We start from the raw sequence: 16,953 nt of genomic DNA on the forward strand, positions 1-16,953 counted from the left end.
GACCAGCACTCAGGGCGTGGTGCCGGTCCCGACCGTGTTCGAGCTGGCCAAGCAAGCGGGGTTCGGCACGGCTGCATTCTTCAGCAAGTCCAAGTTCCGCCACCTCGAGCGGCCGGGCTCACTGGATCACGCCCAGTCGCCGGACGGCTCGGAGCACTGGCTGGCGACCCGCACGGTGGCCGACGCCAGCGACTACCTCAAGCATCGCCGGCCGGGGCTGCTGTTCGTGCACATTGCGGAGCCGGACTACGCCGGGCACGCCCTGGGGTGGATGAGCTTCCTCTATGGCTGGGCCGTGAGGCGGGCGGATGGCGCCGTTGCCCAGGTCCTGGCGGCCGCGGATCAGGCTTTCGGATCCGGCCAGTACACCGTGATCGTGACCTCCGACCATGGAGGGCATGACCGCGAGCACGGCAGCCGCGAGCCGCGGGATATGACCATTCCCTGGATCATCTGGGGCCAGGGCGTGCTGCAGGGGCAGCAGCTTCCGGCAGGCATCCGCACCATGGATACCGCCGCCACCGTGTTGTGGCTGCTGGGCATCCCCGTGCCCGACTGGTGGGTCGGCGCCCCCGTGCCGGGCGCGTTCACGCGCGCGGCTCAGGTGGCGGCGGCCGGGGCGCAGCCGGTGAAGCAGGGGCTGGCCGGCTCGGCCAGCCCCTGAGCGCCTAGCGGAACCGGAGGATCGAGAGCTGCGCCCGGGCGTCCGCGGGGAAGGCGGCGCCACGTGTCCCGGCCAGATTCAGGTTCAGGGGGCTCGGGTTCGGCGTCGTCGCGCGCAGGATCACGTACTGCGGACTCGATGCGGGCAGCGTGTCCGTCACCGTCACGTCCTGAAATCCGTGCTCGGCCGGCTTCAGCGGGAATCCCCCCGAGAACTGCCCGAGCACGCGTCGCACATTGAGATTGGGGAAGGTGAAACGCGCCTCGAGGGCGGCCCCCTGCAGCTCGGGCGCGTCGTCGGCCCAGACCGCAATCGCCCAGTCTCCCAGCAGCACGTTCCACGCGCGGCCCGTCTCGACACTCACGTTGTCGGTACTCGAGCGCGTGGTCTGCGTCAGGCGCCGCAGCAGATCATTCCCGCCGAAATGGCCCGTCGCGTACTTTAGCAACAGCCAGACGGCGCCCCGCTCCTCGAGCGTCCCGGGCGAACGGGCGGTGACCAGGCTGGACTTGGTGGGGTCGCCGAGGTAGCGGACGGCGCGCAGGAAGTTGGGGACCTTGAAGTTCACCGCATTGGGGGTGTCGGCGCGTTCGAGGAAGACGTCGCCCACCACGTCTTCGGCCGAGTGTGCCAGCGCCTCGGAGAGCCAGAGCGACTCCTGCGCAGCGTTCCGCAGTCGCACGCGCTGGTTGAAGTGGATCATGTGCTGCAGCTCGTGGGCGAGCACGGCGGGGACGACCTCGAGCACGCGCTGCGTGGTGCGCGCGTCGCTGAACTGGGCCTGGGGGTCCGGCACTACACTGTAGAACATCTCGGCGCGGTTGCTGCCGGAGCCGGTGCTCAAGTCGAAGCCGAAGAAGAAGCCGGCCACGAAGCCGCTCGAGCCGCGCGGCGTCAGCTCGTTCACGACGGGCGTGAACAGGATGATGACCTGGCCGTTCTGGTCGATGTCCGACGGCTCGCCATAGACCGCGACGTCCGTCTTGTAGATGGGGTCATCGAAGAGCTGGCCGAAGCGCTGGAAGTCCGCGAACTGGAAGCCACCCGCCGGCGCGTTCAGGTCCTGGTAAAGGATGGCCCGCGCGCTCACGAACTTCACTTCCGCCGTGACATCGACGAATTTTTCTTCCTTGTTGAACACGCTGAACTGGCGGCGGTCCCCGATCTGCGGCGGGGCGAGGGCTGCGCCCGGCCGGGCCGCCGCCGGCTCGGGCCGGACCAGATCCTGAGGGCGGAGGCGCCGCTCCCGCTCCCGGATGCGCGCTTCCCAGGCCAGTGCGGCCGGGCCTGAGGCGGCCAGCTGGAGGGCGGCGAGCGGCGCCGCGGGACCCGCCGGCGGGGCTGTGGGCTGTCCGGCCAGGGCCAGCAGTTGGAAGGGCATGCTGGTGCCGAACAAGGTGCTGGCATTCCCCGTAACCACCAGGAAGGACAGGTTCGCCTGCCCGCCGGGCAGGCGGACGCAGGCCAGCTCGGCTGCGTCGGAGAAGGTGCGGCCCTGTCCCACGGCCAGTTGCAGCGTGGGACCCGCACTGCTAGTCACCTCGAAGCTCACCGGGCCACTCGCCACGGCCCCGAGCTGCACGGTAACGGAAACGGTGCGAGCGGGGACGCACATGGGTACGGCCACGACGAGCTGGGTGGAAGTGGCACTGACCACGGCCCCCCGCATGCCGCCGAACAGCACGGTATTGTCACCGGCCGTCGCACTGAAGTCACGACCCGTTATGCGCACCGTGTCGCCCGCCGCGGCGCGCGCCGGGCTGATCGAGGTGATGGCCGGGGTGGAGACCGCCCGCAGTTGAAACACGGCCGGCTCCCCGACCAGTGTGCGCACCGTCGCCTCGACCTGGACCGCGCCCGTGTCCGGACCCAGACGCAGGCGAGTGCTGGCGATCCCCAGGGAATCCGTCATGGAAGAATCGGGGCTCACGCTCGCGCCCCGGCCCACGACCACACGCCAGAGTACCGCAACCCGCCCGGCCGGCTCGCTGCTGCGCGTGTCCCTTACCAGAACCTGGAGCGGATCCGCCAACTCGGCCCCCGCCGCCCCGAACTGCCGGTCTCCACCATGGATGGCAACGGCATGCCGGGTAGCCGGCGGCTCCATCCCGCCATTGCCGTCACATGCCGCGCCCAGACCAAGCAGCAACCACAGGCGACCTTTCGCCACCCGCACTCCGCTCATCCCGTTCCTTTCTCGCCGGGCGCGCAACGGACGCGGGAACCGAACATCCGGCGGCGCAGGCTGCGAACAAGATGCGCCGGCAGCGGCAGCGGCGAAAGACTGTCGAATGGACGAGAGAGGAGGTGGCAAGGTCACTACAAGACGCGCGGCGGCGCGGGCGCGAGACACAGCAGCATCAGCCTGCGAGAGGTGCGCAGCATCAGCATCGGCGGCTCGAGGGAAAAGGATCTAGTTCCGGTGGGTTTCGAAACATAGCCCGCGCCGCGGAGCCCGTCAACCGCAGCTTGCGCCCCTGCACGGCGGGGTCTAGCTTGGCGGGGTTTTTCGCCGTGGCGGCGCAGCTTTAGGGCGTGGCGGCGGGTGTTTTCTGGCCACTCTGGGGCAGGTTCTGGAGCGCATGGGCAGGCGTGCCTGGTGGTTGGTTTATGGAATGCTGCTGGGTCCGGCAGCGGGTCCAGCGGCGGGGCAGGCGATCGGGTCGTCGTACCGGTTTGTGGAGGAAGGGCAGGCTGCGAGTGTGTACGTTGGCTACGTGGCGACGGATCGCGGTGTGCTGGATCTGGGGCCGGAGTCCGGGTGGCTGGCAGGTGTACGCTACGGCATCCGGTTGAGCGGGCCGTTTGTGCTGGAGGCTGGCGCGGGTTTTTTCCCAAGCGTGCGGGCGATCTGGCGGGCGGACACGACGGCGACGGACACGACGCGGCGTCAGGTAGGGGAAACGGATCTTACGCTGGGGCTAGCGACCGCGAGTTTACGATTCGACGTGACGGGTCCACGTACGTATCGCGGGCTTCTGCCCTATATCCTGTTCAGTGCGGGTGCGGCGTTCGAGCTGGGCCGGGACGAGCAGGCGGACCAGGCTGTGCCAGCGGAGGCGCGGTTCCGATTCGGCACGACTTTCGCCGGTCAGGTGGGTGTGGGGTTGGAGCTGTTTGCGACGCGGCGGTTGGCGGTCCACGTGGACTTGCGGGACATGTTCTGGGAGCTGGAGGCGCCGGCGGGCTTTGTCACGGCCACTGGCAGAGTGCCGCAGCAGGAGTGGGTGCAGAATTTCGTGCTGACGGCGGGTCTCAGCTACCGGTTCTGAGGGGCGGGAGGAGGCACAGGATGCGGCAGGACTTCGAGGACCTGTACGACCTTGGCGATCTGGGCGACGGCGAAATTGCGGCGCTGATCCGCCAGGAGCTGGAGGAATATCCCGATCTTGACCCGGACCGGGTTTCCCTCGAGGTGCAGGGTGGGTTTATCCGGTTGACGGGCCGGGTCGGCACGGAGCAGGAGCTGCAGCAGATCGAGCATGTGCTGACGGACGTATTGGGCATTGGCTCGTACTCGAACGAGCTGGTGGTCGACGAGCTGGTGCGGGGCGAATACGGCGAGGCGGTGGCGGAGGACGTGGAAATTGAAGCGCAAACGGGGGAGCCGGCGGATCGCACTCAGGACACGGCGGAGCATCTGCTGGAGAACCTGAGTGCGGAGATGTACGGCGCGCGCGACCTGCGCCAGGCGATCGAGGCCGGGGAGGCGTACAACCCCCCGGATCAGCCGATGCAGCAAGGAAGCTGGTCGGAAGAAGACCATTGAGGGCCAGCGCGCCGGCTCGGGCGCGCGGGTGCTTCTCTCGTCATTCTCATCTAAGCCTATCGATACATGGGGGGCTGGCCGGGGCGTTGGCACGGCGGGCTGGCCGTGCTGGTGGCCGGTTGGGCGGCAGCCTGCAGTGGTGGTGCGTCCAGGGACCGGTCACCGGTGGTGCTGGCCGCCACCACGACGGTGGAGGATTCAGGGCTGCTGCCGGTGCTGCTCGAAGCATTCGAGCGCGCCTACCCGGCGTACCGCATTCGGGCGGTTACAGTGGGAACCGGGCAGGCGCTGGCGCTGGCGCGCAGGGGCGATGTGGACGTGGTGTTCAGCCACGACCCCCGGGCCGAGTCGCTGTTCGTTGCGGCCGGGCACGGCGCATACCGGCGCGAGGTGATGCGCAGTCGTTTCCTGATCGCCGGCCCGGCCTCGGATCCCGCCGGCATCCGGGGGCTCGAGGACGCCGCCGGCGCCTTGCAGCGGATCGCGGCGGCAGGCGCCCCGTTCGTGAGCCGGGCGGATGACTCGGGCACGAACCGCAAGGAACTCGAGTTGTGGCGGGCGGGCGGCGCTGCTGGCCCGACGGGCGCAGGGAACGGCGGGCGCGGCGACTGGTACCTCGAGGCTGGCGCAGGGATGGCAGAGGCGCTGGACCTGGCGAACCAGCGTGGCGCGTACATCCTGACGGAGGCAGCCACGTATCTAACGGTGCAGGCTCGCCTGGAGCTGGTCGTGCTGGTGCGGGATGACGCTCGCCTGCTGAACCGGTACGGCGTGACGCGGGTCAGGCAGGCAGCCCATGGCGCGGGCGCCGATGCCCTGGCGGCCTGGCTGGTGTCGGACGTGGCGCAGCAGTTGATCGGCCGGTTCGGCGCGGATCGTTTCGGCGCGCCCCTCTTCTCGCCTGCTGCGGTTCGCTGATCCGCGAGCTGGGATGGACCTCTTTCTGGAAGCGAGCCGCGAGGCCGTACGCCTGATCCTTGGCGCCGAGCGTCAGGTGTGGGAGATCCTGCTGCTCTCGCTGCGCGTCTCGGGCACGGCCGTGCTGCTGGGTGTGCTGCTCGGGCTGCCGGCAGGAGTTGCCGTGGGGCTCGGGCGGTTCCCCGGCCGGCAGGCGGTGGTCGCGCTGATCCACACGGGATTCGCGCTACCCCCCGTCGTCGTCGGACTCTTCGTCTACATGCTGCTCTCGCGGCAGGGTCCGGCCGGACAGCTCGAGCTGCTCTTCACACCGGCCGCCATGATCCTGGCGCAGGCGCTACTGGCCGCGCCCTACGTGGCCGGAATCACGCTGGCGGCGGTGCAGGCGGTGCCGCCGGACGTGCGGCTGCAGGCGCGCGCCCTGGGCGCCGGCCCCGGCCGCGCTCTCTGGGCCCACCTGCGCGAGGCGCGGCTGGGGCTGGGCGCCGCCATTGTCGCCGGCTTCGGCGCAGTGATCTCCGAGGTCGGCGCGGTGATGATGGTGGGCGGCAACATCATGGGCGAGACGCGAGTCATGACCACCGCCATCATGCTCGAGACGCGGCGCGGTAATTTCGGCACCGCGCTGGCCCTCGGATTGATCCTGCTCACGCTCGCGTTCGCGGTGAACCTGATCCTCACCCGGTTCCAGCAGGGGCAATGGTCCAGCGTACGCCCGCCCGCGGCGGTGGAGCGCCCATGGGCGTGACCTCGCTCCTGGCCGCGCGCGGGCTCGAGCGGCGCTACAGTGGACGGCTGGTCGTGCAGGTGACGGAGCTCGACCTCGCGGCGGGCGAGGTGCTGGCGATCCTGGGACCGAACGGCGCCGGCAAGTCGACGCTCTTCCGCCTGCTACTCCTGCTCGAACGAGCCGATGCGGGCGTAATCTTGTTCGCCGGCCGGGAGGTGCGGCCGGGCGATGCGCAGGCCCTGCGGCGTATGGCCGGCGTGTTCCAGCGGCCCCACCTCTTTGCCGGCACCGTGGCTTCCAACGTGGAATTCGGCTTGGGCGGCCGCGGCCTGCCGCGCACGCAGCGGCGTCAGCGAACAGCCCGGGCGCTGGAGTGGCTGGGGCTTTCTGCACTGGCGGCGAGTCCGGTGCAGTCGCTCTCGGGCGGCGAGGCGCAGCGGGTGGCGCTGGCACGAGCGCTGGTGCTCGAGCCGGAGATCCTGATGCTGGACGAGCCGACAGCCAACCTGGACGTGACCACGCGCCGCCGGTTCCGTGAAGATCTCGAGCGGCTCACCCGCGCACACGCAGGGGCCGCTCTGCTGATCACGCACGACCCGACGGATGCCTTTGCACTGGCGGATCGCATTGCAGTCATGGATGGCGGCCGCATCGTGCAGGTGGGCTCACCAGAGGAGCTCGTGCTGAACCCGGCCACCCCCTTTGTCGCCGCCTTCACAGGCGCAGAGCTGCTCCTGGACGGCGTGGTAAGGGAGCGTGAAGAGGGCCTGGTCACCGTCCAGGTGGGCGGCGCTCGGCTGCTGGCCACGGCGGCAGCGGGCGAGTCAGAGTTGTTGGCCGCCGGCTCGCCCGTCCATGTCGCCTACCGACCCGAGGATGTGCTGCTGGCGCGCACGGAGCCCGTGCCGGAAACCAGCGCCCGGAACCGGTTCACGCTGCAGGTCGCGGCCACCGCTCCCGCCGGCGCACTGGTTCGCGCGCGGCTGGAGGGCGAGCTGCGCCTCGCCGCGCTGCTCACGCGCCGCAGCGCCGAGAGCCTCGGGCTGGCGCCGGGCGTCGCGGTCAGCGTTCAGCTCAAGGCCACGGCGCTGCGCGCCTTCCCAGCCGCAGGCCGCCGGGCTTCAGGGGCTTAGTGGTCGAGTTCGTAAGTACGGCCACGCGAATGCGGCCGTATTTGCGGATTCGACCACTTAGTGGCCGCCCGACGTTTGGGGCAGGTCCATGTCCTCGGCGGGCACGTCCGTGCGCACCGTCAGGTTGTTGATCACGCCGCCGACTCCGGGGCTCTCCCAGGCGTGATCCCAAGCGTAGCGCGCCTCCATGAAATCCCGGACGTCCCCGGTGAGCGTGACGACGCCCTCATCAACATCGACGCGGATCCGTTCCGGATCGATCCAGGTGTCCTGGAATAGGTTCTCGCAGACCGCGTCACAGATCTCGGCATCGGTCAGTGCCAGCTCGCTGGGCGGGCGGCCCGCTTTCTACGCCCCCCGCAGTGCACGTATTATCCCCTCGAGAATTCGGAGCTCGTCACAACAGTTGTGACGCTCAGGTTGGGGTGACAGCACCTTCTGCGTGGCCGACTAGCAGTGCATGCTGTGGAAGAAGTCCCATTCTGGATCGAGGTGAACGGCGCGCGCGTCCGCACCTGGACGTGCACACCGGACCGGCTGGAAGCGCTGGCTGCCGGCCGGCTGCTGGCCGACGGCTTCCTCTGCGGCCGGGACGAGATTCAGGCGCTCGAAGTGGTAGGCAATGCCGGCGCCGGTTTCGGCGCGCGGGTGCGCCTGGACCCGGCATGCGTAGAGCGGGCCCTGGCCGAGCGCCGACACCGCAAGGAGCACGGTTGCGGCCTGCTGCACTACGTCGCTTGCGCGCCCGGCCTGATCCAGCGGCCCGGGGCGGCGGCCGTGGCGCCGCCGCCCGAGGCCTTTACCGGCCTGTTTCGCGCCCTGTTTGCGCGAGCGGAGCGCTACCGCGAGGCAGGCGGCATGCATTCCGCGGCCCTGAGTGATGGCGTGCGGCTGCTCTTCCAGGTGGAGGATGTAGGCCGGCACAACGCCGTGGACAAAGCGATCGGCGCGGCGCTGCTGGCGGGGGAAAGGCTGGAGCGGCTGGGTCTGGTGCTGACGGCGCGGGTCAGCGCCGCCATAGCGCTGAAGGGAGGGCGGGCCGGCCTGGCCTGGATCGCCAGCCGGTCGGTGCCCACCACGCTCGCCCTGCGCATCGCGGGCGTGGCCGGCCTGCCTGTTGTCTCGCGGGCGGCGGGGAAGGATGCTCAGGTGCATCTGCCCCGGTTGGCCGTGCCGTCGAAACTCGAGGGACCATGACGCAGCGGCCCGCTTTCGGCGCGATCCTGGCCGGCGGCCTCAACCGGCGTTACGGCAGTCCCAAGGCGCTGGCGCGGCTGGGCGACGATCGCATCATCGACCGCGTGCAAAGGGCGCTGCGCGGCGTGACACCCGATGTGGTGCTCATTGCCAATGAGCCCCAGGTCTATGCCGCGCTGGGTTTACCCATGCGGCCGGACACGCGGCCCGCGCTGGGTGCGCTGGGCGGGATCTACAGCGCCCTCCGCTGGGCGCGGGAGGAGCGGCGGCCAGGAGTGCTGGCCGTGGCCTGCGACATGCCGTTCCTGGAGTCTGCCCTGCTGGCGCGGCTGCTCGAGCTGGGCGGCGCGGCCCCGCTCGCCCGGGCGGCTGCGCCCCCCGGCTTGCCTGCGGCCCCCGTCCCGCCCTCAGCCGCGGGGACGGGGCGTGGGGACGCGCCAGCGCTGCCGGACCTGGCCGCGCCGGAAAGCGGCAGCCGGCGCGGCCTCGAGCCGCTCTGCGCGTACTACGCCGTGAGCTGCATCCCGGCGATCGAGGCGGAGATAGACCGGGGCGAGCGCCATATCGTCGGGTTCTACAAAGACGTACGCGTAGCCACCTTGCCTCTTGCTGAAGTGCAGCAGTTCGGCGACCCCGGGGTACTTTTCCTGAACGTGAACACGCCGGAAGAGCGCGAACGTGCGGAGCGCATCGCGGCGAGCAGGCGGCAGCCGCCGGCAGGGGTCAGCAGCGGTGGCTGAGCGCCGCCCGCCGCCGGCCGACTGGTTGTCCCTGGCAGCCGCACAGGAGCATATCCTGCTCGCCGTTAAGCCGCTGCCGCTCGAGCGGGTGTCGCTGCTGGAGGCCTCGGGCCGCGTACTGGCCGAGGAGATCCACTCCCCCATTGACCAGCCGCCATGGGACAACAGCGCCATGGACGGCTTTGCCGTGCGGGCTGCGGATGTACGCGGCGCGAGCCGGGAGCAGCCGGTCGAGCTCGAGCTGCTGGAGGAAGTGCCCGCCGGCGGGTTTGCTACCCGCAGCGTAGGGCCGGGGCAGGCCATCAAGATCATGACCGGCGCGCCCCTGCCGGCTGGTGCGGACTGCGTCGTGCGCCTCGAGCACACGGACGCCTGGGACGGCGGGCAGGCGGCCGGGAAGGTGGCCGTCTTCTCCGATTCGGATGCCGGGCGCAACGTCCGCCGCCGGGGCGAAGATCTGCGCGCCGGGGCGGCAGTGCTCGAGCCCGGGCGACTGCTCCGTCCTGCCGAGCTGGGCGTGCTGGCCAGCCTGGGCCGGGCAATGATCCGGGTCCACCGGAAACCCCGGGTCGCCATCCTGTCCAACGGGAACGAGCTGGCTGAGCTGGACGAGTTCCACGAGGTGCTGGCCGGCCGCAAAATCGTGAACTCGAACTCCTACGCGCTCGCCGCCGCCGTGCTGGCCACGGGCTGCCAGCCTCTGCTGCTGGGCACGGCGCGGGACGATGAAGCGAGCCTGCGGGCGCATCTCGAGGGCGGACTGGATGCGGACGTGCTGGTCACGACTGCCGGCGCGAGTGTGGGCGAGCACGACCTGGTCAAGGAAGTGCTCCTCGGGCTGGGACTCGAGCTGGACTTCTGGCGCGTCCGCATCCGGCCGGGCAGCCCCTTCTCCTTCGGCCGGCTCGGCCGGCTGGCTGTATTCGGCCTGCCCGGCAACCCGGTCTCTGCGCTGGTCACCTTCGAGGTCCTGGTTCGGCCCGCGCTGCGGCGTATGCTCGGCCGGCGCGCGGTGCACAACCGAACCCTGGCGGTCCGGGCAGCAGAGCGCATCACATCCCGGCCAGGGCTCACGCGCTTCCTGCGGGCGACGCTCGAGCAGGACGAAGCGGGCGGCTGGCGCGCACGGCTGACCGGCCCGCAGGGGTCCGGCATGCTGAGCTCGATGGCGCAGGCGGACGCGCTGCTCGTGCTGCCGGAGGATGTCGAGGTCGTGGAGGCGGGCGCTGCGCTCGTGGCCATGCCGCTTGCCCCCTCCGATGACGCGCAGGCGCAGCCGGGCCTCCCCACGGCGGCGGCCACCTTCAGCCCGCCCGCCCCCTCGGAATAGCATGCCTCGCGACACTCGAGCAGAAGCATCATGACCGGCAGCAACGATGCAGCAGGCGGGATCACGCCCGCTCACTACCAACCGGAGCTGCCGGTCCAGGATCTCATCCGATCGCAGCCGCCGGGCGGCGAGAGCTTGGAGATGGATGTGGTCTTCGTGGGTGCGGGCCCGGCCGGCCTGGCGGGCGCCATCGAGCTGGCACGGCTGGCGCGCCAGGACGCAGACGCGGGCGGCGCGCTGGGGGAGCTCAGCATTGCGGTCCTCGAGAAGTCCGGCAGCCTGGGCGAACACTGCCTTTCCGGCGCGGTTGTGAACCCGAGCGCGCTACGCGCACTTTTCCCGCAGCTCGAGGACCGGGATCTCCCCTTCCGCGCTCCGGTGGCAGGCGAGCGGGTGTACTTCCTGACAGCCGGGAAAGCCTTCCGCCTGCCGATTCCGCCCACCATGCGCAATCACGGCTTCTATGTCGCCTCCATCTGTGAAATCGTGCGCTGGCTGGGCGAGCGGGCGGAGGCGCTGGGGGTGAACATATTCACTGGCTTCCCCGCCGCCTCGCTGCTGGTCGAAGAGCAGCGCGTGGTCGGTGTGCGCACTACGCCCTCAGGGCTGGATCGGGCGGGACAACCCGCAAGCGGCTACATGCCGGCGACGGACGTGCGTGCCCGGGTGACGGTGCTGGCCGAGGGCACACGCGGCTCGCTCTCCCAGGCGTACCTGCGCTGGCAGGGCATCCGCTCCGCGAATCCGCAAATCTTTGCGCTCGGCGTCAAAGAGATCTGGGAAACCCGGAAACCGCTGGACCGCGTGATCCACAGCCTGGGCTGGCCCGTCCCCGCGGACGCCTTTGGCGGAAGCTTCCTCTACCCGCTCGAAGCGAACGCGCTGGCGCTGGGGCTGGTGGTGGGCCTCGATTACCGAGACCTCTCCCTGGACGTGCACGAGTTGCTCCAGCGCATGAAAACGCACCCCCTCTTCCGGCGTTATCTCGAGGGCGGAGAAATGGTCGAGTGGGGCGCCAAGACCATTCCGGAAGGCGGCTACTACTCGCTGCCGGATCGTCGCGCCGGCGACGGCGTAGTGCTGGTCGGCGATGCCGCCGGTTTCGTGGACGTCGCCTCGCTCAAGGGCATCCACTACGCCGTGCACTCGGGAATCCTGGCAGCCCGCGCCATCTTCCAGGCGCTGAAGCGGCGCGATACCTCGGCCGCGTCCCTGGCCGACTACGACCGCGCGCTCGGCCAGAGCTTCATCCTGCGCGACCTCTACCAGCGGCGGAACATGCGGCTGGCCTTCAGGGATGGCCTGGTTCGCGGCGGCGTGAAGGCGGCGCTCATGACCCTGACGCGTGGCGCGTTCCCCGGCCGCCGCATCGAGATGGTCACGGATGCGGCGGTCTCGCGATGGCCCACCACGGCGCCCGCGTTCCCGCCCGCCGGCAGGCTGAGCTTCCGCAAGGTCGATGCGGTCTTCCGCTCCGGGAACGCGACGCGGGACGACATCCCCTCACACCTCCTGGTCGGGCAGGATGTGCCACCAGGGCTGGCCGAGTTCTACGCCCATGTCTGCCCGGCTGGCGTCTACGAGCGGGAGGGCGACCGCCTGGTCGTGAATCCGCCCAACTGCATTGACTGCAAGGCGACGGATGTGCTGGGGCCGCGCTGGACGCCGCGCGAGGGGGGTAGCGGTCCGCGCTACCGGCGGATGTGAGGTGCGCTACTCGTAGCGCAGCGAAACGATGGGATCGAGGCGCGCCGCGCGGCGCGCCGGCCAGAGGCCGAAGAAGATCCCTACGGCCGCGGCGAAGAGGAAGGCCAGCACCACGGCATCGGGCGCCACCGCCGTGTTCCAGCCGGCCAGCCGCTGCAGGGCGAGCGCCGCTCCGCTCCCTACGGTTACGCCCAGGATCCCGCCGGCCAGGCAGAGCACGAGCGCCTCGATGAGGAACTGGAGCAGGATGTCGCGACGCCGGGCGCCCAGGGCCTTGCGCACGCCGATCTCACGAGTCCGCTCGGTGACCGAGACGAGCATGATGTTCATGATGCCGATCCCGCCCACCAGCAGCGAGACCAGCGCGATCCCGGCCAGCAGGAAGGAGAAGGTGCGGGTCGTCTCCTGGAAGGTGCTGAGCAGCGTTGCCTGGTTGCGCACGCTGAAGTCGCTCTGCTCGCCGGGACGGATGCGGTGCTCGCGCCGCAGCACGCGATCGATCTCGGCCATGGCGGCATCCATACTCTGGGCGCTCCTGGCCTGGACATGGATCGCGCCCACGCGCTCGTTGCCAAAGACGCGGAACTGGGCGGTGGCGAGCGGGATGTAGAGGGCCTCGTCGGGGTTGCTGAACCCCTGCTCCCCCTGCTCCGCGAGCACGCCAATCACCTCGAAGGGGATGCCGCGGATCTGGATGTCCTGCCCGATCAGCGCGGCCGTGGGCAGGACGCCCAGCCGTTCACCGGCCAGCGCGCCCAGCACCGCGACGCGCTGGCGGCCACGCTCCTCGCCAGCCGTGAAGAGGCGGCCCGCGGCAATCGCCCGGTTGTTGATGCCGAAGTAACTCGGCCAGGTGCCCGTGACCTGCGAGTTGGCATTGCTGTTGCCACGGCTGACCTGCAGCCTGCGCTGCATCTCGGGCGCGACCGCGCGGATGGCGCGTGGCGCTCGTAACAGGGCTTCCGCATCCCGGGCCGTGAGGCGCGTCCCACTGCCGCGGTCGATCCCGCCGAAGAACTCCTGGCCGGGGCGGACCGTGAGCACGTTGGTACCCAGTCGAGACAGCCGCTCCTGCACGGACCGCTGCGCTCCCTCCCCGAGGGCGACCATCGTGATGACCGCGGCAATGCCGATGATGATGCCCAGCATGGTGAGGAAGGAGCGCATCTTGTTGGCATAGATGGCGCCCAGCGCGACGCGCAGGATCTCGCCCCAGAGCATTCTCAGCGCCTCTGCACCGCCGCGCCGTTGGCAGGACGGCCACTCTGGCCACCCCCCTGGAACATGCCGGCCGAGCGCTGGCGGATGCGGTTCTCGAACTCCTGCTGCTGCTGCTGCAGGCGAGCGACGGAGACCAGCACAACTTTCTCGCCGGGCTCGAGGCCGCGGATCACTTCGCTGTACTCCCAGTCGTTGACCCCAAGCAGGACCGTACGCGGCTCGGGCCCCTTGGCGGTCGAGACGAACACGATGCCGGGCCGCGCGTCGCCATTCGGGCGGGAGCCGCCGCCGAAGCTGCCGCCCCCGAACGCCCCACTGCCAGAGCCACTACCGCCAACTCCACTGGCACGACCAGGGCCGCCTCCGAGGGTGCCCGCGGCGCCGCCGCCGCCGAATTGGGAGCGGCACTTCTGCAGCAGCGCCCGCTCCTGCTCCGACAGTTGGGCGAAGCCGCCGCCGCGCAGCCGATCTCTGAGCCGGCTGCACTCCGTGCTGGGCGGCGCCGCACCGCTCCGGCCGGCGTCGGCACCCGCCGCGGACGCGGCCGCACCACCTGGCTGGGCGCCGGACTGCCCAGCCCCAGCGCCGGCTACGGCCGCGGCATCGGGGCGCCCCCGCCCCAGTGCGGCGCGGACCGCCTCTTCGCTCAGCCCCAGCGCGGCCGCCGCCGGCATGAGGTCGCGGGGACTCACCACGGCGGCATTGGGCACGACCATCACGCCTTCCCGTCGCGCGATCTCGACCTGGATCTCCGCGTTCATCCCCGGCTTGAGCAGCCGCTCCTGATTCTCGAGGCGCACCAGGACCGGGAACATGGTGACATTCTGTTCCACCACCGCCTGCGGCTCGATCTTCAGCACTGCGCCCGTGAAGCGCCGGTCCTGGTACGCCTCGACCGTGACCTGCGCCGTCTGACCGGGCGCGACCCGGCCAATGTCCGTTTCATCCACCAGCGCCCGCACCTGCATGGCGGACAGGTCCGCCATGCGCAGCAATGTGGTGCCGCCCGAAATGTTCTGGCTCGCCGAAGCAATGATCTGGCCGACCTCGACATTCTTCTCGATCACCGTGCCGGCCAGCGGCGCACGGATGGTGACGTCGCCCATACGCTCGCGCGCCAGCTCGAGGTTCGTCCTGGCCTTCACCAGTTGGGCCTGCGCGTTGGCCTCATCCAGCGCCGCGGCCTCGAACTCCTGCGCGGTGATGACGCTGGACTCGCGCAAGTCGGCAGACCGCCGGCGCTGCGCCTCGGCAATAGCGAGCCGCTCGCGGGCCACGGCCAGGTCCGCCTCCGCCTGCGCCAGAGCGTTGCGCACGTCGCGGGGATCGATTTCGGCCAGCAACGCGCCTTGCTGCACCTCGTGGCCGGTCTCGAAGGTGAGACGCAGGATCTCGCCCGACGCTTTTGACTTCACTTCGACCACCCGGATCGGCTCGACCGTGCCCGCTGCCTCGACGCGGATGTCCATATCGCGTCGCTCGACGGCGGCGATGTCCGCTGCAGTCCCCTCCTCGGCAGGCGCGGCAGCCGCCCCGCAGGCGGCGAGCCCGGCGACCAGGAAGAGCACGGCGGCGCCAGGCCAGCCTGCACGGATTCCTGTCACTATGTACCTTTCTGATTTTTCATGTGTTGCCGCCCTCCGTATCAAGGGTCGGCACTGCCGCTCGCTCCGCTGTGCTGCTGCTGGCACCGCTGTCACAGCTCGCGCCCGGCGAGCGCCTCGATCTCGGCGCGGGCGAGCTGGTAGTCGTAGCGCGCGGCCACCAGGTTCAGCTCTGCCTGCAGCAGATTGGCCTGGGAGGTGAGCCGCTCCAGGATCGTGGAAGCGCCCAGCCGGTAGCGCTCCTCCTGCACGCGCAGATCCTCCTCCGCCACCTGCACCGCCTCCCCGCTCAGCTCGAGCTGCTGCGCGGCCAGCCGCAGGCCAGCCATCAGCCGGCGCAGCTCCGCCACGGCCGCGCGCCGCGAGTCCTCGAGCCGCGCGCGCGCGACGTCGGCCTCCACCTCCGCCCGTTGCACGACCTGCTCGCGCTGGAACCCGTTGAAGAGGGGGTAAGAGAAGCCCAGCCGCAGGTTCCAACTGGTGCGGCCGCCGCTCAGCGAAGCCTCCTGGTTGAACCAGTCGTAGCCACTGCTCAGTCGCAGCGAGGGGAAGTACTGCGCGCGGCTGACGCGAGCGGCCGCCTCCGCCGCGCGCGACGCCGCCTCACCCGCGGCGACCAGCGGCGCCTGGGCGAGCACCATGGCCTCGAGCTCCGCCTCGGACAACGCCAATGGTTGGGGCTCCCTCAGCTCCGTGGCGCGCGCGGCCACAGCCCCGTCCGCGCCGACCAGCCGGCCCAGCGCGAACGCCGCCGTTGTCTTCCCGTTCTCCGCCTGCAGCGTCTGCTGTCGCGCATCCGTCAGCTCGAGCCGCGCTCGCAGCACATCGGAACGCGTGGCAGAGCCAACGCTGGCGCGCCGCTCCGCGGCGGCAAGCCCCTGCTCCGCGCGCGCCAGCCGCGCCGCGGCCACGCGGATCAGCTCGTCCGCGCGCAGCACGTTGTAGAACGCCCGCTTGGTCGAGAGAATCACGGCGAAACGCTGCTCGACCAGCGCCGCCTCTGCCGAAGCGGTCTCCGCTCTCGAGCGCCGCAGCTCGGCCGTGCGCCGACCCCAGGTGAATACGTCGAGCGAAGCCGAAACCCCGGCGTTGTAGCTGTCCGCCGAGCCCTCGGCCAGCGTGTTGGTCTGCGGATTGAACCGCTGCGTACTGGCCAGACTGGCCGCCGAGGTCAGCGACAGTGTGGGCAGGAACCCGCCCCACGCCGTACGCTCCCCCCACTCCGCCACCTTCACCGCCCCCGCGCTCTGCGCCATGGACGGGCTGTTTCTGAGCACGCGCTCGAGGGCCTGCTCGAGGGTCACAGAGTCGACCGGCGCCTGCGCGGCTGCCGGCCGCGCCGCCACCACGCAGAGGCAAGCGGCAACCCCTGCCACGGCCCGCCAGCCCCAAGCGCGCGGGCTGCTCCAGATTCCCATTTCACCTTCGATTCCGGGTGTCGGCCGAGTACACCGCGGGACAGGGTATTGGTCCCCGCACGGCGCCCTTTGAATTAGACGCCGGAGAGCGCGAAAGTGTTAGGGTTCTTAATGATGGGCGTGGCCGTGCTGGCGGGAGCCGCTGGTCAGCAGCGCCAGGTCCAGTGCGTATTCCGCGTGTTTCGCGTCGGCGGCGGGCCATGACTCTGCGCGCGGCACCATGACGATCCCGCCCAGCGCGCCCATCGCGCCCTTCTCGATGGTCCTGCCGGTCGGGTTCTCGTAGATGGCCGTGAGGCGGTACACGTGATCAGCATATATGGGGATTCCAAGGCGCCAGAAGAAGCGCCGGGTGGGCATCCCGATGACCTGCCCCTGCTTGTCCAGGATGGGCGTGGACTCCCAGATGACCCGTTTCTCGGTCACGTCCTCCAGCCGCAGCGCCACGCCGTAATCGTGCAGGTGCCCACCCATCCCGAGGATCCGGGCGTTGACGGCGGGCCGGCCCTCCCAGCTCTGGGC

At 70.4% G+C, this 16,953-nt stretch carries 16 protein-coding genes; 10 read left to right on the top strand and 6 right to left on the bottom strand.

Features of this window, described 5'->3' with window-relative positions; genetic code table 11:
• Nucleotides 1-19: 19 nt before the first annotated feature.
• Complete coding sequence (locus tag HY703_13355) at nt 20-664, top strand: alkaline phosphatase (protein ID MBI4546179.1); 645 nt, start codon at nt 20-22, stop codon at nt 662-664.
• Nucleotides 665-668: 4 nt separating this feature from the next.
• Here the strand turns inward: HY703_13355 and HY703_13360 are convergent, their stop codons facing one another.
• Complete coding sequence (locus tag HY703_13360; protein ID MBI4546180.1) at nt 669-2,849, bottom strand: IPT/TIG domain-containing protein; 2,181 nt, start codon at nt 2,847-2,849, stop codon at nt 669-671.
• 397 nt (nt 2,850-3,246) lie between these two features.
• Between HY703_13360 and HY703_13365 the strand changes: the two genes are divergently transcribed.
• The 5 genes from HY703_13365 to HY703_13385 all read left to right on the top strand — a co-directional run bounded on the left by HY703_13365 (nt 3,247) and on the right by HY703_13385 (nt 7,214).
• Nucleotides 3,247-3,936: a hypothetical protein gene (locus tag HY703_13365; GenBank protein MBI4546181.1), complete on the top strand. Its 690-nt coding sequence runs from the start codon at nt 3,247-3,249 to the stop codon at nt 3,934-3,936.
• Nucleotides 3,937-3,956: 20 nt separating this feature from the next.
• Entirely contained in the window at nt 3,957-4,433 is a 477-nt protein-coding gene (locus HY703_13370) for a BON domain-containing protein (protein MBI4546182.1), read from the top strand.
• Nucleotides 4,434-4,499: 66 nt separating this feature from the next.
• On the top strand, nt 4,500-5,351 hold the full coding sequence (locus HY703_13375) for a substrate-binding domain-containing protein (protein ID MBI4546183.1): 852 nt from the start codon (nt 4,500-4,502) through the stop codon (nt 5,349-5,351).
• Nucleotides 5,352-5,364: 13 nt separating this feature from the next.
• Complete coding sequence (locus HY703_13380; protein MBI4546184.1) at nt 5,365-6,099, top strand: ABC transporter permease; 735 nt, start codon at nt 5,365-5,367, stop codon at nt 6,097-6,099.
• Nucleotides 6,090-7,214 (top strand): ABC transporter ATP-binding protein, encoded by a 1,125-nt coding sequence (locus HY703_13385; GenBank protein ID MBI4546185.1) that lies wholly within the window; start codon nt 6,090-6,092, stop codon nt 7,212-7,214. Before HY703_13380 ends, HY703_13385 begins: the two co-directional genes overlap by 10 nt.
• 57 nt (nt 7,215-7,271) lie before the next feature.
• Here HY703_13385 and HY703_13390 read toward each other — a convergent pair whose 3' ends face one another.
• Complete coding sequence (locus tag HY703_13390) at nt 7,272-7,538, bottom strand: BON domain-containing protein (protein ID MBI4546186.1); 267 nt, start codon at nt 7,536-7,538, stop codon at nt 7,272-7,274.
• A 141-nt stretch (nt 7,539-7,679) separates the two neighbouring features.
• Here HY703_13390 and HY703_13395 point away from each other — a divergent pair, with 141 nt between their 5' ends.
• Genes HY703_13395 through HY703_13410 form a run of 4 tightly spaced genes read left to right on the top strand, consistent with a single transcriptional unit; the run spans nt 7,680 to nt 12,188 of the window.
• On the top strand, nt 7,680-8,411 hold the full coding sequence (locus HY703_13395) for a formate dehydrogenase accessory sulfurtransferase FdhD (GenBank protein ID MBI4546187.1): 732 nt from the start codon (nt 7,680-7,682) through the stop codon (nt 8,409-8,411).
• Nucleotides 8,408-9,151 (top strand): molybdenum cofactor guanylyltransferase, encoded by a 744-nt coding sequence (locus HY703_13400; GenBank protein MBI4546188.1) that lies wholly within the window; start codon nt 8,408-8,410, stop codon nt 9,149-9,151. The genes HY703_13395 and HY703_13400 overlap by 4 nt, the downstream gene beginning before the upstream one ends.
• The gene (locus tag HY703_13405) at nt 9,144-10,481 is read left to right on the top strand and encodes a molybdopterin molybdotransferase MoeA (protein MBI4546189.1); all 1,338 of its coding nucleotides are present in this window, start codon (nt 9,144-9,146) and stop codon (nt 10,479-10,481) included. Before HY703_13400 ends, HY703_13405 begins: the two co-directional genes overlap by 8 nt.
• Nucleotides 10,482-10,511: 30 nt before the next feature.
• A complete protein-coding gene (locus HY703_13410; protein ID MBI4546190.1) occupies nt 10,512-12,188 on the top strand; it encodes a 4Fe-4S dicluster domain-containing protein in 1,677 nt (558 codons plus the stop codon).
• A gap of 6 nt (nt 12,189-12,194) precedes the next feature.
• Here HY703_13410 and HY703_13415 read toward each other — a convergent pair whose 3' ends face one another.
• From HY703_13415 to HY703_13430, 4 genes are all read right to left on the bottom strand, one after another.
• On the bottom strand, nt 12,195-13,409 hold the full coding sequence (locus tag HY703_13415) for an ABC transporter permease (protein ID MBI4546191.1): 1,215 nt from the start codon (nt 13,407-13,409) through the stop codon (nt 12,195-12,197).
• A 2-nt stretch (nt 13,410-13,411) separates the two neighbouring features.
• Complete coding sequence (locus HY703_13420; GenBank protein MBI4546192.1) at nt 13,412-14,968, bottom strand: efflux RND transporter periplasmic adaptor subunit; 1,557 nt, start codon at nt 14,966-14,968, stop codon at nt 13,412-13,414.
• A 137-nt stretch (nt 14,969-15,105) separates the two neighbouring features.
• Nucleotides 15,106-16,389 carry a TolC family protein gene (locus HY703_13425; protein ID MBI4546193.1) on the bottom strand — a complete coding sequence of 428 codons (1,284 nt, stop codon included), beginning with the start codon at nt 16,387-16,389 and terminating at the stop codon, nt 15,106-15,108.
• Between the two features lie 150 nt (nt 16,390-16,539).
• On the bottom strand, nt 16,540-16,953 hold a 414-nt coding region (locus HY703_13430; GenBank protein ID MBI4546194.1), incomplete at its 5' end, for a hypothetical protein.

It is taken from the genome of Gemmatimonadota bacterium (genome assembly GCA_016209965.1).
Lineage (GTDB): Bacteria > Gemmatimonadota > Gemmatimonadetes > Longimicrobiales > RSA9 > JACQVE01.

Bases quoted from the DNA above. Each gene is read 5' to 3' on its own strand.
- HY703_13360 (MBI4546180.1), bottom strand. From the start codon at position 2,849: ATGAGCGGAGTGCGGGTGGCGAAAGGTCGCCTGTGGTTGCTGCTTGGT.
- HY703_13365 (MBI4546181.1), top strand. From the start codon at position 3,247: ATGGGCAGGCGTGCCTGGTGGTTGGTTTATGGAATGCTGCTGGGTCCG.
- HY703_13370 (MBI4546182.1), top strand. From the start codon at position 3,957: ATGCGGCAGGACTTCGAGGACCTGTACGACCTTGGCGATCTGGGCGAC.
- HY703_13375 (MBI4546183.1), top strand. From the start codon at position 4,500: ATGGGGGGCTGGCCGGGGCGTTGGCACGGCGGGCTGGCCGTGCTGGTG.
- HY703_13380 (MBI4546184.1), top strand. From the start codon at position 5,365: ATGGACCTCTTTCTGGAAGCGAGCCGCGAGGCCGTACGCCTGATCCTT.
- HY703_13385 (MBI4546185.1), top strand. From the start codon at position 6,090: ATGGGCGTGACCTCGCTCCTGGCCGCGCGCGGGCTCGAGCGGCGCTAC.
- HY703_13400 (MBI4546188.1), top strand. From the start codon at position 8,408: ATGACGCAGCGGCCCGCTTTCGGCGCGATCCTGGCCGGCGGCCTCAAC.
- HY703_13410 (MBI4546190.1), top strand. From the start codon at position 10,512: ATGACCGGCAGCAACGATGCAGCAGGCGGGATCACGCCCGCTCACTAC.
- HY703_13415 (MBI4546191.1), bottom strand. From the start codon at position 13,409: ATGCTCTGGGGCGAGATCCTGCGCGTCGCGCTGGGCGCCATCTATGCC.